General features: G+C 64.1%; 16 protein-coding genes. 11 read left to right on the plus strand and 5 right to left on the minus strand.

Going from position 1 to position 13,098, the window contains the following annotated elements:
• The first annotated feature begins 21 nt into the window (after positions 1-21).
• From AC0L3D_RS01460 to dnaQ, 4 genes are all read left to right on the plus strand, one after another.
• Complete coding sequence (locus AC0L3D_RS01460; protein WP_091592060.1) at positions 22-621, plus strand: Maf-like protein; 600 nt, start codon at positions 22-24, stop codon at positions 619-621.
• Positions 614-1,456 (plus strand): shikimate dehydrogenase, encoded by an 843-nt coding sequence (locus tag AC0L3D_RS01465; protein WP_473642774.1) that lies wholly within the window; start codon positions 614-616, stop codon positions 1,454-1,456. Before AC0L3D_RS01460 ends, AC0L3D_RS01465 begins: the two co-directional genes overlap by 8 nt.
• Before the next feature lie 6 nt (positions 1,457-1,462).
• Positions 1,463-2,065, plus strand: a complete 603-nt coding sequence (gene coaE, locus AC0L3D_RS01470) for a dephospho-CoA kinase (RefSeq protein WP_473642776.1) — start codon at positions 1,463-1,465, stop codon at positions 2,063-2,065.
• An 86-nt stretch (positions 2,066-2,151) separates the two neighbouring features.
• Entirely contained in the window at positions 2,152-2,871 is a 720-nt protein-coding gene (gene dnaQ, locus AC0L3D_RS01475) for a DNA polymerase III subunit epsilon (protein WP_128176585.1), read from the plus strand.
• 127 nt (positions 2,872-2,998) lie between these two features.
• Here dnaQ and secB read toward each other — a convergent pair whose 3' ends face one another.
• Positions 2,999-3,499, minus strand: coding sequence for a protein-export chaperone SecB (gene secB / locus AC0L3D_RS01480; RefSeq protein ID WP_023802681.1), 501 nt, complete (start codon positions 3,497-3,499; stop codon positions 2,999-3,001).
• Positions 3,500-3,785: 286 nt separating this feature from the next.
• Positions 3,786-4,280, minus strand: a complete 495-nt coding sequence (locus AC0L3D_RS01485) for an FxsA family protein (RefSeq protein WP_473626662.1) — start codon at positions 4,278-4,280, stop codon at positions 3,786-3,788.
• A gap of 199 nt (positions 4,281-4,479) precedes the next feature.
• Between AC0L3D_RS01485 and AC0L3D_RS01490 the strand changes: the two genes are divergently transcribed.
• Genes AC0L3D_RS01490 through AC0L3D_RS01505 form a run of 4 tightly spaced genes read left to right on the plus strand, consistent with a single transcriptional unit; the run spans position 4,480 to position 7,277 of the window.
• On the plus strand, positions 4,480-5,181 hold the full coding sequence (locus tag AC0L3D_RS01490; protein WP_023802679.1) for a Tim44/TimA family putative adaptor protein: 702 nt from the start codon (positions 4,480-4,482) through the stop codon (positions 5,179-5,181).
• Between the two features lie 24 nt (positions 5,182-5,205).
• Positions 5,206-6,342: a murein transglycosylase A gene (gene mltA, locus AC0L3D_RS01495; protein WP_473642778.1), complete on the plus strand. Its 1,137-nt coding sequence runs from the start codon at positions 5,206-5,208 to the stop codon at positions 6,340-6,342.
• On the plus strand, positions 6,339-6,869 hold the full coding sequence (locus AC0L3D_RS01500; RefSeq protein ID WP_473626665.1) for a Smr/MutS family protein: 531 nt from the start codon (positions 6,339-6,341) through the stop codon (positions 6,867-6,869). The genes mltA and AC0L3D_RS01500 overlap by 4 nt, the downstream gene beginning before the upstream one ends.
• A 42-nt stretch (positions 6,870-6,911) precedes the next feature.
• Entirely contained in the window at positions 6,912-7,277 is a 366-nt protein-coding gene (locus AC0L3D_RS01505; protein ID WP_023802676.1) for a helix-turn-helix domain-containing protein, read from the plus strand.
• Between the two features lie 269 nt (positions 7,278-7,546).
• On the opposite strand, the gene AC0L3D_RS01510 is transcribed toward AC0L3D_RS01505, so the two are convergent.
• The 3 genes from AC0L3D_RS01510 to AC0L3D_RS01520 form a co-directional block, all read right to left on the minus strand.
• Positions 7,547-8,164 carry a transglutaminase-like cysteine peptidase gene (locus AC0L3D_RS01510; RefSeq protein ID WP_128171022.1) on the minus strand — a complete coding sequence of 206 codons (618 nt, stop codon included), beginning with the start codon at positions 8,162-8,164 and terminating at the stop codon, positions 7,547-7,549.
• 161 nt (positions 8,165-8,325) lie between these two features.
• Positions 8,326-9,603, minus strand: coding sequence for a polyhydroxyalkanoate depolymerase (locus AC0L3D_RS01515; protein ID WP_473626667.1), 1,278 nt, complete (start codon positions 9,601-9,603; stop codon positions 8,326-8,328).
• A 263-nt stretch (positions 9,604-9,866) separates the two neighbouring features.
• Positions 9,867-10,226, minus strand: a complete 360-nt coding sequence (locus tag AC0L3D_RS01520) for a septal ring lytic transglycosylase RlpA family protein (protein WP_023802673.1) — start codon at positions 10,224-10,226, stop codon at positions 9,867-9,869.
• Positions 10,227-10,532: 306 nt separating this feature from the next.
• On the opposite strand from AC0L3D_RS01520, the gene AC0L3D_RS01525 reads away from it, so the two are divergent.
• The 3 genes from AC0L3D_RS01525 to AC0L3D_RS01535 all read left to right on the plus strand — a co-directional run bounded on the left by AC0L3D_RS01525 (position 10,533) and on the right by AC0L3D_RS01535 (position 13,015).
• On the plus strand, positions 10,533-10,718 hold the full coding sequence (locus AC0L3D_RS01525; protein WP_023802672.1) for a hypothetical protein: 186 nt from the start codon (positions 10,533-10,535) through the stop codon (positions 10,716-10,718).
• A gap of 457 nt (positions 10,719-11,175) precedes the next feature.
• Entirely contained in the window at positions 11,176-11,628 is a 453-nt protein-coding gene (locus AC0L3D_RS01530) for an RrF2 family transcriptional regulator (RefSeq protein WP_473626669.1), read from the plus strand.
• Between the two features lie 37 nt (positions 11,629-11,665).
• Positions 11,666-13,015: an FAD/NAD(P)-binding protein gene (locus AC0L3D_RS01535; RefSeq protein ID WP_473482365.1), complete on the plus strand. Its 1,350-nt coding sequence runs from the start codon at positions 11,666-11,668 to the stop codon at positions 13,013-13,015.
• Positions 13,016-13,098: the final 83 nt, after the last annotated feature.

The following is a 13,098-nucleotide window of genomic DNA, read 5'->3' on the forward strand; positions in this document are numbered from 1 at the left end:
AGGAAGAAGCAGGCGACAAAAATGGCCGAAAAAATCATCCTTGCCTCCGGCAGCCCGTTCCGCAAGGCGTTGCTTGTCCATGCCGGCGTGGCGGTCGAGGCGGTTCCGGCGGCAGTCGACGAGCGCGCGCTCGAAGCGCCCTTGCAGGGCAGCGGTATCTCGCCCGAGGACGTCGCACTGGTGCTGGCCGAGGCCAAGGCCGCCGAGGTCAGCGAGCGAAAGCCGGGCGCCCTGGTGCTCGGCTGCGACCAGACGCTGTCGCTCGGCGACGAAGTGTTTCATAAGCCGGCCGACATGGAAGCCGCCCGCCGCCATCTCCTGGCGCTGTCGGGCAGGACCCATCAACTCAACAGCGCCGTAGTGCTGGCCCGCGACGGCGCAGTTCTGTGGCGGCATGTCGGCGTCGCCAGCCTGACCATGCGAAAGCTCGATCCGGCCTTCATCGGCCGCCATCTGGCGCGGGTAGGCGCCAAGGCGCTGTCCAGCGTCGGCGCGTACCAGATCGAAGGCGAGGGCATCCAGCTGTTCGAAAGAGTAGAGGGCGACTATTTCACCATTGTCGGCCTGCCGCTGCTGCCTGTCCTGGCCAAGCTGCGCGAGTTCGGAGCCATCGATGGCTGAGGCCGCGAAAAAGGCCTTCGTCACCGGTCATCCGGTCGCGCATTCGCGGTCGCCGAAGATCCACGGCTACTGGCTGGCGAAATACGGCATCGACGGTAGCTACCGGGCGATCGACGTTGCGCCGGAGGCTTTTGCCGAATTCGTCGAAACACTCGAGGCGAATGGCTATCGTGGCGGCAACGTCACCATCCCGCACAAGGAGGCCGCCTTCGCGCTGGCGGCGCGCCGCGACGACGCGGCCGAACAGATCGGCGCCGTCAACACGCTTTGGCTCGAGGGCGGAATTTTGTGCGGCGGCAACACCGACGCCCATGGCTTTTCCGCCAATCTCGACGAGCATGCGACGGGCGGGGCCGCAAACGGCCCAGCGGTGGTGCTTGGCGCCGGCGGCGCCGCCCGCGCGGTCATCCATGCGCTCAAGCAGCGCGGCATCAGTGACATCCGCATCGTCAACCGGACGCTCGCCCGAGCCGAGGAGCTGCGCCACCGCTTCGGCGCCGGGGTCTCGGCCCACGGCACGGCGGCGACCCGCGAGCTGCTTGCCGATGCCGGCCTGCTGGTCAACACGTCAGCGCTTGGCATGCATGGCAATGAAGGCCTGTCCGCCGATCCGGCCAGACTGCCGGACCATGCCATCGTCACCGACATTGTCTATGTGCCGCTGGAAACGCCGTTGCTGGCCGCCGCCAAGGCGCGCGGCCTGAAAGCCGTCGACGGGCTCGGCATGCTGCTGCACCAGGCGGTGCCCGGCTTCGAGCGCTGGTTCGGCATCAGGCCTGAGGTCACTGCCGAATTGCGGCAGATGATCGTCGCCGATCTCGGCGCCAGGGAGTAAAAAAACATGATCGTGCTCGGCCTCACCGGATCGATCGGCATGGGCAAGTCGACGACGGCCAGGATGTTTGCCGAGGCCGGCGTGCCTGTCCACGATTCGGACGAGGCGGTGCATCGCCTCTACGCCGGCAAGGCGGCTCCGCTGGTCGAGGCGGCGTTTCCCGGAACGGCGAAATCCGGCTCCGTCGATCGCACGAGGCTGGCCGAGCGGGTGCTCGGTGATGCAGCTGCACTGAAACGGCTGGAAGCGATCATCCACCCACTGGTCCGCGCCGACGCCGACGCTTTCCTGGCCAGACACCGGGCCGCCGGCGCGCCGCTTGTCGTTCTCGACATCCCGCTACTGTTCGAAACCGGCGGCCGCGACCGTGTCGACAAGATCGTGGTCGTCACCGCGTCGCCCGACATCCAGCGCGCCCGCGTGCTGGCGCGGCCGGGCATGAGCGAGGAGAAACTGGCGTCGATCCTGGCCAGGCAGGTTCCCGACGCCGAAAAGCGTGAGCGCGCCGATTTCATCATCGACACCGGTCAAGGTTTTGATGCGGCGCGCGAGGCGGTCAATGCGATAGTCGCGAAACTGGTCGGGGATAAAGCCGGCAAGCCTGCTTAACGGCGCTTGCGCCCGGCGTAATATGTTGCCAATTTGTTCCCATCATGATTCGGCTGGACTAACGCCGGACCCAACGGACTGATTCGATGCGCGAGATCATCTTCGATACGGAAACCACCGGCCTTGATTTCCGCGACGACCGCGTCATCGAGCTTGGCTGCATCGAGCTGGTCAACCGTTTCCCGACCGGCCGCACCTTCCACCATTACCTCAATCCGCAGGGGCGACCGATCCATGCCGAGGCACAGGCCGTTCATGGCATCAGCGCCGCCGACCTGATGGGCAAGCCGACCTTCAGCGACATCGCCGAGGAGTTCCTTGCCTTCATCGACGGCGCCAAGCTGGTCGCCCACAATGCGACTTTCGATATCGCTTTCCTCAATGTCGAATTCGGCCGGCTTGGCCATCCGGTCGTTGACCCCGGACTTGTCGTCGACACGCTGGCGCTGGCGCGCCGCAAGCATCCGATGGGGCCCAATTCGCTGGACGCGCTGTGCCGGCGCTACGGCATCGACAATGCCCGCCGCACCAAGCACGGCGCCTTGCTCGATTCGGAATTGCTGGCCGAGGTCTATATCGAGCTCATCGGCGGCAAGCAGGCGGCACTCATCCTCGACAGTGCCACGGCGCCGGCCAGCGGCAGGAGAAACGTCGACGACATCGACATCAGCATCGCTGCACGGCCGATAGCGCTGCCGTCTCGCCTGACCGAAGCAGAGCGCGCCGCGCACGCGAGCATGGTCGGCACATTAGGCGAAAAGGCGCTCTGGCTGCGCGTCGCCCCGGAAGCGAGTTCTGCGGCATAGCGATTTTGGCGGAGCGGCAGGGGCGTTCAGGATCAGCCGACCCGTAGCGATCCTTCGCTGTCCCGCCGCATCCCAAAGAAAAACCCGGCGCGAGGCCGGGTTTTTCAAACGTCACCGAGCACTCGCCTCAGCTCGCCTTGACCTTGCTGGCGGCCTGGTCCTCGGCCAGCTTCTGCTGGAACATCTGCGCGAAATCGATCGGATCGAGCATCAGCGGCGGGAAGCCGCCATTGCGCGTCGCCTCGGCGATGATCTGCCTGGCGAACGGGAACAGCAGCCGGGGGCATTCGATGAACAGCAACGGCAGCATGTGCTCCTGCGGAAAGCCGCTGATGGCGAACACACCGCCATAGACCAGCTCGACGTTGAACAGCACTTCCTTGTCGAAGGACGCCTTGGCGTTCAGCGTAAGATTGACGTCGAACTGCTTATCCGAAAGCGGGTTGGCGTTGACATTGACGTTGATGGCGATGCCGGGAGCCTTGTCGCGGCCGCGCAGCGAGTTCGGCGCGCCGGGGCTTTCGAAGGAAAGGTCCTTCACATATTGGGCAAGCACGTTGAGCGAAGGCTGCGTCGCGTCGCCGTTGCCACTGGCCGCGCCGGTCGGCGCGTCGTCTTTGCTGGCCATAAGCCTTTGTCCTTTTGCCTCGGCAGCGTTGCTGACCGGATTGAAATCGGGCGTTCGCTACCATGGCCGGCATGACAAGACAAGGTTTGCGCGGCTTTGCTTTCCCTTCTCCCCTTGTGGGAGAAGGTGGATTGGCGCGCAGCGCCAAGACGGTTGAGGGGTGTTGGAAGGATCGCCGTCGGTGCCAAGCTGGAACACCCCTCATCCGACCTCGCTTCGCGAGGCCACCTTCTCCCACAAGGGGACAAGGAAAGAGCCGCGCCGGGCTACTCGTCCTTGAGGCGATCTACTCGTCCTTGAGGCGGCGCCAGGGGGAATTGGGATCGGGGCCGTGCTCGTCGCCGCGCGAATAGTCGCTGTCGTCGAGGTCGATGGTCTTGTCGCGTTGCCGGGCCCGGAATCCGCCGGTGCCGAAACTGGTGGCCATCACGATGCGGCCTTTCAGCCGGCGCCAGGCGAGGTCGCGGACCGGCGGCAGCAGCAGCAGAATGCCTAAAATGTCAGTGATGAAGCCGGGAATGATGAGCAGGATCGCCGCCAGCACGATCATGGCGCCATGCGCGAGCTGACGGCTTGGATCACGTCCGGCGTCCATTTCGGCACGGACCCGGGACATGACGCCGAACCCCTGGTATCGCAACAACAGCGCGCCGGCGATGCTCGAAGCCAGCACCAGGCCGACCGTCGCCAGGGCGCCGACCTGGCGGCCGACAATGACGAAACCGGCGATCTCCAGCAGCGGAAGCGCGAGGATGAACAGGGGAAGCAGCGAAATGCGCAAATCTTGACCGATCGTTTCGATGTTTTGCCGGCAGGCGGGCAATCGCCGCTGGCACTGAACCTTTTAGATAGGTATGGCTGCCTTTAATTTGAATGATTGCAGCTTGCGTTCTATATGCTTTGGATGTTGAACGCTATGCGACCGCAGCCATTGCCTGGCCGGGCGGTCCGGCCGGAGTAGGGATTGATTGGCGGAAGATATGGGATTCTTCGACTTCGGCACGATTTTCTTTCTGGTTGCGGCGGTTGTGATCTTTTTCCAGCTGCGCAATGTGCTCGGCCGCCGCACCGGCAGCGAGCGCCCGCCGTTCGATCCCTATACGGCGGGCCGCACCCGCGACGACGCCCAAAAACCCGAGAATGTGGTCTCGCTGCCGCGCAAGCGAGCGCCGGGAGAGCCGGCAATCGACGCCTATGCGGCGATCGACGCCTTCGCCAAGCCTGACACCGATCTCAACAAGGGCCTGCGCGCGATCAAGGACAATGATCCGGCATTCGACCCCAAGACCTTCGTCGACGGCGCCAAGATGGCCTATGAGATGATCGTCATGGCCTATGCCGATGGCGATCGCAAGACGCTGAAGAACCTGTTGTCGCGCGAGGTCTATGACGGCTTTGTCGCGGCGATCGGCGACCGCGAGGCGAAGTCGGAAAAGATCCAGTCCTCCTTCGTCGGCATCGACAAGGCCGACATCGTTTCCGCCGAGATGAAGGGCAGCGAGGCGCATATCACGCTGCGCATCGTCAGCGAACTGATTTCGGCAACGCGCGACAAGGCCGGCGCCGTCATCGACGGCGATCCCGAAACCGTCGCCGAGGTCAAGGACGTCTGGACCTTCGCCCGCGATACGCGCTCGCGCGACCCGAACTGGAAGCTCGTCGCCACCGAAGAAGAAGACTGAGCCCGGACCACGGCGGGGTCTGTCGTGTCGCTTTCTCAGGCGTTCCGCGAAAAATCCTTTGTCGATCTGCCCGGCTGGGACAAGGACGACCATCTGGCTGCGTTCGCCGCTTTCCGGCGTTCGGCTTTTCATGTCCTGGCGAAACCCTATCGCTCCGGCGGGCTCGGTGTCGACTTCAATGCCTTCGCCGAGGCCTATGCTGCAGCCCGCACCGTGTCGCCAACCGACCGGCGCGAAGCCCGCGCCTTCTTCGAGCGGCATTTCATCCCGGCGCACATAGCGGCGGAAAGCGGCGGCGCCGGCCTCGTCACCGGCTTCTATGAACCGGTGGTCGACGCTTCGCCGGTGCGAACCGAACGATTTACGGTGCCGCTGCTGTCACGTCCGGCCGATCTCGTCGACATCGACGGCGCCAACCGGCCGGTCGGTATGGATCCCTATCTCGCCTTCGGCCGCGCCACGCCGGACGGACCGGTCGAGTATTTCGACCGCGGCGAGATCGAGCGCGGCGCGCTCGTCAAGGGTTTGGCTGGCAAGGGTTTGGAAATCGCCTGGCTCGCCGACAAGGTCGATGCCTTCTTCATCCACGTACAGGGTTCTGCGCGGCTCACCATGACCGACGGCCGGCTTTGCCGCGTCACCTATGCCGCCAAATCCGGCCAGCGCTTTACCGGACCGGGCAAGATCCTGAGTGAGCTAGGCGAAATCCCGCTGGAAGCGGTGACCATGCGGTCGGTCCGCGCCTGGTTCAAGGCGCATCCGCAACGCATCGACGAGATCCTGTGGCGCAACCGCTCCTATATTTTTTTCCGCGAGATTTCCGCCAGCGAGGCGGCGGCGGCCGACGACCCGGAACTCGGGCCGATCGCTGCCGCAAAGGTGCCGCTGACGCCGGGCCGCTCCGTCGCTGTCGACCGTCTGCTGCATACATTCGGCACGCCGTTCTACATCGATGGGCCGTCGCTGGCCGCTTTCGACAACAAGCCGTTCCGGCGGCTGATGATCGCGCAGGACACCGGCTCGGCGATCACCGGCCAGGCGCGTGGCGATTTGTTCACTGGTACGGGAGATGCGGCCGGCGAGATCGCCGGCGTTGTCCGCAACCCCGCCGATTTCTACGCGCTGATCCCGCGTCGGCTTGTGCCGGGAGCGGGCCGATGACCCGGCGCATCGACAGGCTGAGCGAGGACGACCGGGTGCTGTGGAACCTGGTAGCGCGCACTGCCAAGCCGCTGAAGGGCAAGTCCGCCGTCGACATCCCGGATATTGGCCCGGACATCGCTGATGACACCAAGCCAATGCTGCGCGACCAGGCGATGGCTCCTGCTGCGGCCACGAAAGCCAGGACGCAGCATGTTTCGCATGCGCTCGACGAGCCGACGCTGGAAAAACTGTCGAAGGGCCGGCTGCCGATCGAAGGCCGCGTCGATCTGCACGGCCTGAGCCAGGACGAAGCCTATTCGCTTTTGTTCTCCTTCCTGCACCGGGCGCATGCCGGCGGCATCCGCTATGTGCTGGTGATCACCGGCAAGGGCTCCTCGTCCGGCGGCGACGGCATCTTGCGGCGCGCCGTGCCGGCCTGGCTGTCGACACCCGCATTCAGACCGCTGGTCTCCAGCCACGACCACGCCGCCCGCAAGCATGGCGGCTCGGGCGCGCTCTATATCCGCCTGCGGCGCACGCGCTGATGCGGATGCGCGCATGAGGGTGCACCCGACGAGGATGGACTTGTGACCCCGTTCGGCGAAAAGCTTCGCGCCCTGCGGAGCGAACGCGGCGTCAGCCAAAAGGCCATGGCCAGGGCGATCGGCGTCAGCGCCGCCTATCTGTCGGCGCTGGAGCACGGCCGCCGCGGCGCGCCGACCTGGACGCTGATCCAGAAGATCATCGGCTATTTCAATGTCATCTGGGACGATGCCGAAGAACTGGCGCGGCTGGCCGAGACCTCGCACCCGCGGGTAAAACTCGACACGTCGGGCCTCAGCCCCGCCGCCACCGAGCTTGCCAATGTCCTGGCCGAAAACATCGAAAAACTAGACGAGGCGGAGCTTCGCCGCATCACCGCATCGATCCGCGCCGCGCTGGGGCGGACGTAGGGTTTGCCCGACTCGTGTGGAGGCGATCAATTGTCGATGTTGGCGCCGCCCCTCATTGCCCTGCCGGGCATTTCTCCCCGTAAACGGGGAGAAAGAGGCTGATCGCGAACGTGGCCTGCAACGCCGGCGATTGGCGAAATCGTCAATGACAGCACCCCTCTCCCCGTCCCTATACGGGGAGAGGATGCCGGCAGGCAGGTGAGGGGCAGCGCAAACGCCTGGAACAGGTAACGCGAAACGCAGCGATCCAGTGGTCGCTTGCAAAAACCTTACTGGACCGCGCCGACCAGAACCGGCTGGCCATCACGGATCGACACCCAGCGACCGGTATTGTCGATCGCCTGCCGCTTGAGGAAGCGGTAGCCGGTCCGGTCCCATGAGCGGACCTTTCCGTCGAGATTGTCGAGGACGTAGTCGCCCTTGCTTGTGCGCACGGTCAGCACGGCATGGCCCTCGCCGTCCGGCTTGCGCACGACGGTCATCAGAAGATTGGCATAGGACACGCCCAAGCGGTTCAATTCGCGGCGCTTTTCCAGGACATAGTCCTCACAGTCGCCAACGCCCCTGACGGGGTAGGCCCAGACCTCGTCCTTGCCGTAAATATCGATGTCGCTTATCGGCTTGACGGCGTTGTTGACCCTGGCGTTGACGCTGAGAATCTTGCGCCAGAGCGCGCCTGTCATGGAGGCGGGGGCGAGATTGCCCGGGTGGATCGAGCATTCGGCCGGACTGGTCTTGCAGAAATCGTAATGGCCGATCGGCTGCGATGTCGGGCCGCCGGTTGCCATTGGCCCGGCCGCCGAAGCCGCCGTAGACCAGCCTGTCGCAAGTGCCAGCCCTAACAGGGCGCACACGCGCAGCCCTCTCGCCATTGGTGAGGAAATCATTGTCCCCCTCGTCCCTTGTTGTTAATGAAACGTTAAGGGCGATCTACAGTCCCTGTCAATTATACCAACGGCCAGTTTTGCGATATGGTTACCCGCGACGCCGAAAGCGCGGCTATTGTGCAACAGGTCGACTTGAACGGCGGCTGCCATCCGGGACATCTTTACTTTTTGGCGGTGCGAACCAGCTTCGGCCTCACCGCAACGCGGGTCTGGCGGCCATAGCTGGTGATGAAGTCGACGATGCGCGGCACGATTTCGGAGCGGAAGCGCGAGCCGTTGAAGACGCCGTAATGGCCGACCGCCGGCTGCATGTAGTGGGCGTGCCTGTCCGCGGGGATGTTGATGCAGAGGTCGTGCGCGGCCTGGGTCTGGCCGAGGCCGGAAATGTCGTCGTTCTCGCCCTCGACCGTGAACAGCGCAACATTGCGGATATCGGCGGGATCGATGGCGACGCCGCGATGCATCATTTCGCCCTTGGGCAGAGCATGGCGTACGAACACGGTGTCGACCGTCTGCAGGTAGAACTCCGCTGTCAGATCCATCACCGCCATATATTCGTCGTAGAAGTCGCGGTGCTTCTCGGCACTGTCGCCGTCATGCTTCACCAGGTGCATGAAGAAGTCCTTGTGGGCGATGATGTGGCGGTCGAGATTCATGCTCATGAAGCCCGAAAGCTGCAGGAAGCCGGGATAGACCTCGCGGCCGAAGCCCGGCACCGGCCATGGCGCCTGCATGGTGACGTTGTCGCGGAACCAGTCGGTGCCCTTTTCCTCGGCCAGAAGGTTGACCGCAGTCGGATTGCGGCGGGTGTCGATCGGCCCGCCCATCAGCGTCATCGTCGAGGGAACGAACGGGTCGCCCCGCGTTTCCATCAGCGCCACCGCCGCCAGCACCGGGACCGACGGCTGGCACACCGCCATGACATGGGTGTCGGGGCCCAGCGCATGCAGCATGTCGACGATGTAGTCGATATAGTCGTCGAGGTCGAAGCTGCCCTCGCTGATCGGCACCATGCGGGCGTCGACCCAATCGGTGATGTGAACGTCGGCATGCGGCAGCATCGCCTCGACCGTGCCGCGCAGCAGCGTCGCGTAGTGGCCGGACATCGGCGCCACGATCAGCAGCTTCGGATCAGGCCGGCGGCCGGCGGGAACCGCCCGCTCGAAACGGAGCAGATTGCAGAACGGCCGCGACCACACCGTCTTTTCGGTGACAGCGACGCTTTTCCAGTCGACGACGGTCTTGGTCAGGCCGAACTGGGGCTTGCTGTAGCGGCGCGTCGTGCGCTCGAACAATTCGGCCGTCGCCGCGACCGAGCGGCCCCAGGACGTGTGCGCAAACGGATTGAGCGGATTGGTGTAGAACATCCGCACCGCATCGGCATAGACGCGGGCCGGCTGCACCGCGGCGTGGTTCAACTCGTAGAGCTGGTAGAACATTGAGAACTCCGCTGCTGCGACCGAAGGGACGACAGCAGTGCCGAGCCTTGAATCTCTCGCGCAAAGGTTAACAACAAACTGCTGCGATGCAATACGTCAATTGAATTGATTTATGCTTATACTTTTGTCTAAGGCGTTGAAAATCGGTTTTGAACGGCGGCAGCCGGCTTATTGTGCAGCTGCGAAAGGTGCCGGAGAGCAAGGGCAATCGCTTCAGGTTTGCGCTGCCCCTCATCCGCCTGGCCGCAAAGCGGCGCGGCCATTCACACGCGGTCGGTGCACACAGCAGCATGGCCTGAGCTGATGAAGCCGAGCCGCCCCGCGGCGCCCTTCGACAGGTCGATCACGCGACCCTTGATAAACGGGCCGCGGTCGTTGATGCGCACGACGACGCTGCGGCCGTTTTTGCGGTTGGTGACCTTTAGCCTGGTGCCAAACGGCAAGGTGCGGTGCGCGGCGGTCAGCGCCGACGGGTTCATCCGCTCGCCGGAAGCGGTCTTCGAGGTCAGCGCGTACCAGGAGGCGCGGCCGCATTGTGCGGCGGCAGGGGAGGTGGATGCGCCGACCATCAGGCCAGCCGCTATCGCCGCCGCGACAAGCGCGGTCCGGTTGGGTTTCTTCATCTGCGGCAAGGGGCTCCGTTTGACAGACCCGGCCGTTACGGATGGAATGTGGCACCAAATGCGGCAGTCGTCTGGCGGTTCCATGACAATAGTACACGTTTGGAGTCGGCGCGAAACAGTCTGTCATGGAATGTCGGGATTGCGCCGATGTATGTCTGGTGGTCTTCGCACCAGTACCGGGGCGTTTCCGGCAAGACCCCGGCTTTATTATGCAAGTAGATGTGACAGCGATCGGGTCGCTTCCTTTCGCCTTGCCATCGCGGTCATGGCGGAATTGGCGATCGACTTGGGAAAGGAATTCCGACGATGAGATTGATCAAAAATCTGCTGGCGCTGATTGTGCTCGCCATCGGTGCGCTGTGGTCGCTGCAGGGCATCGGCCTCGTCGGCGGCAGCTTCATGACCGGCCAGTCGCAATGGCTCTATATCGGCATCGTCACCGCGCTGGTTGGCCTGGGCGGGCTGGTGTGGGCGAACCGTTCGCTCCCCTGACACTCGAACGGCCCTGGCGGCGTTTCGGTCGACCGGCGAATGCGCGGCCCGCCGCAAACACCCATTTCCTGTTTTGCGCGCAGCTTCGGCAAATGAATGCTGCGAATGGCCGACGATTTGAAAACCGGTTCCTGTATCGCGGCTAAGTATAGTAGTCTTATCGACATTACAGGAATTGGAGAACGATGAGGATGTCCATATCGCGGCGATCACCCGCATGAGTGCCGAGCGCCGGCTGTCGCCATTGGCGTGCCTCGCGGCTTCAGGAGGAAAGAACGTCCGGCAAGTCGTCGCAGCGGCTTGAAAATCAAGCAAAATCAATGGTGCCCGTCTTGTATATTATGTCACTAGAATTTATGTGTCTTGAAAGCCTGGACGCGGACGCGGTGGGGACGCACTCCAGGCGTTTCGCAACCGGTGGCCCTTCGTCATCGCATGACAGAGAAACGTTCGGTCTATGCTCACAAAAAAGGGCAAGTACGGCCTCAAGGCGCTCGTCCATCTGGCGCGGCTGCCGGATGGTCAGCTCGCCTTCGTCGGCGATATCGCCGCCGGAAACAACATCCCGAAGAAATTTCTCGACGCCATCCTCGGCGAACTGCGCAATGCCGGTTTTGTCCAGAGCCGCAAGGGCAAGGAGGGCGGTTACCGCCTGGCGCGGCCGGCGGATGAAATCAAGATCGGCCACGTCGTGCGCGTGCTCGACGGGCCGCTTGCCCCAATTCCCTGCGCCAGCCGCACCCGGTATCAGCGCTGTGAAGACTGCAACGAGGCGACATGCCAAGTCCGACATCTGATGCTGGAGGTCCGGCAAGCGATCGCCGAGGTGCTGGATCAGCGCAGCCTCGCCGAGATGCGCGATATCGCCGGCGACGACGACCTTTCGGCTGCGTTGAAAATCCAGGCCTGAGCCGGAACGGACGGCTCCTCAGGCACTTGGTGCGCGCATGACCGGCCGCGCAAATTCGATTGTCCCAAGTTCGATCATTATCGTCGGCGGCGGCGCCAGCGGCGTCGTCCTTGCCGCGCATCTGTTGAAGTCGCCCAATCCCGATCTGCGTGTCACGCTGATTGAAAAGCGGCCGCATTTCGGCCAGGGCATCGCCTATTCCACGCTGCTGTCGGCGCATGTGCTGAATGTCAGCGCGGCCGGCATGAGCGCCCATGCCGACGACCCCGGCAATTTCTGGCGCTGGCTGCTTGAGCGCGGCCTGGCAACGCCAGAGCAGGCGCCGGTCTACGCACCGCGCAGCGTCTACGCCCGCTATCTGAAGGAACTACTGGACGAGCTCGAGGCTCGCGAGACGGGGCGTCTTCGCCTGATCCGCGAGGAGAGCCTGTCGATCTCGCCGACCGGGTCCGGGGTCGAGGTGGCGCTGGCCAACGGTACCAGCGTCGTCGCCCACCTTGCCGTGCTGGCGACCGGACATGACGAGGAGCCAGGTGCCGGCCACGGCCATGCGATCAGGATGGGATCGGAGGCCGACACCGTGCTCGACGGGGAAGCCCGGGTCCTGGTGCTGGGCACGGGGTTGAGCATGGTCGATGCCTTCCTGTCGCTCGAACAACGCGGCCATCGCGGCGAGATCATCGCGGTGTCGCGGCGCGGCCTGCTGCCTTCGCCGCATCGCAAGGGCAATCCGATCAAGCTCGACGTCGCCGACATTCCGCTCGGCACCCAGCTCTCCTATTTCGTCGGCTGGTTTCGCGACCTGATCCGGGAAAACCAGAAGGCCGGCATCGACTGGCGCGACGTCGTCGACGGTCTCAGGCCGTTCAACCAGAAGATCTGGCAGAACTGGCCGTCTTCGGCCAAGCGCCGCTTTGTCGAGCACACCAAGGCGTGGTGGGACATCCACCGCCATCGCATGGCGCCGGAAGTCTATGCCCGTGTCACCGAGGCGGTGCAGTCGGGCCGCATCCGGCTTGTCGCCGGGCGCGTCGTCGGCATCACGGCGGGCGACGAATTCAGCGTGCAGGTCCAGTCGCGCCACACGCAAAACATCGAGACGTTCGACGTCGCCCGCATCTACGATTGCACCGGCATCGCCAGGGACATCTCGACAACGTCGAACAGCGTGGTGCGGTCGCTGGTCGACCGCGGGCTGGCCCGGCCGGATCCGCTGCGGCTTGGCCTCGACGTATCGGACAATTGCGAGGTCATCGCCAGCGACGGCACCGTCTCGGCCAAGATCCTGGCGGTCGGGCCGCTGACGCGCGGCACCTTCTTCGAGATCGACGCCATACCGGATATTCGCGTGCAATGTGCAAGGCTGGGGAAGCGGTTGCTTGGGTGAGGTCGGCGCTCTACGGGGTGCTGTCCCGCGACCTTATCGTGATTGGCGTGACGGAGCGGCCCCACCGGAATCCCATTCCCCGT

The sequence above is a fragment of the Mesorhizobium sp. WSM4837 genome, from assembly GCF_055811435.1.

Bases quoted from the DNA above. Each gene is read 5' to 3' on its own strand.
- AC0L3D_RS01525 (WP_023802672.1), top strand. From the start codon at position 10,533: ATGAGATTGATCAAAAATCTGCTGGCGCTGATTGTGCTCGCCATCGGT.
- AC0L3D_RS01510 (WP_128171022.1), bottom strand. From the start codon at position 8,164: ATGATTTCCTCACCAATGGCGAGAGGGCTGCGCGTGTGCGCCCTGTTA.
- AC0L3D_RS01535 (WP_473482365.1), top strand. From the start codon at position 11,666: ATGACCGGCCGCGCAAATTCGATTGTCCCAAGTTCGATCATTATCGTC.
- dnaQ (WP_128176585.1), top strand. From the start codon at position 2,152: ATGCGCGAGATCATCTTCGATACGGAAACCACCGGCCTTGATTTCCGC.
- coaE (WP_473642776.1), top strand. From the start codon at position 1,463: ATGATCGTGCTCGGCCTCACCGGATCGATCGGCATGGGCAAGTCGACG.
- AC0L3D_RS01530 (WP_473626669.1), top strand. From the start codon at position 11,176: ATGCTCACAAAAAAGGGCAAGTACGGCCTCAAGGCGCTCGTCCATCTG.
- AC0L3D_RS01500 (WP_473626665.1), top strand. From the start codon at position 6,339: ATGACCCGGCGCATCGACAGGCTGAGCGAGGACGACCGGGTGCTGTGG.
- AC0L3D_RS01515 (WP_473626667.1), bottom strand. From the start codon at position 9,603: ATGTTCTACCAGCTCTACGAGTTGAACCACGCCGCGGTGCAGCCGGCC.
- AC0L3D_RS01520 (WP_023802673.1), bottom strand. From the start codon at position 10,226: ATGAAGAAACCCAACCGGACCGCGCTTGTCGCGGCGGCGATAGCGGCT.
- secB (WP_023802681.1), bottom strand. From the start codon at position 3,499: ATGGCCAGCAAAGACGACGCGCCGACCGGCGCGGCCAGTGGCAACGGC.
- AC0L3D_RS01460 (WP_091592060.1), top strand. From the start codon at position 22: ATGGCCGAAAAAATCATCCTTGCCTCCGGCAGCCCGTTCCGCAAGGCG.
- AC0L3D_RS01490 (WP_023802679.1), top strand. From the start codon at position 4,480: ATGGGATTCTTCGACTTCGGCACGATTTTCTTTCTGGTTGCGGCGGTT.
- AC0L3D_RS01465 (WP_473642774.1), top strand. From the start codon at position 614: ATGGCTGAGGCCGCGAAAAAGGCCTTCGTCACCGGTCATCCGGTCGCG.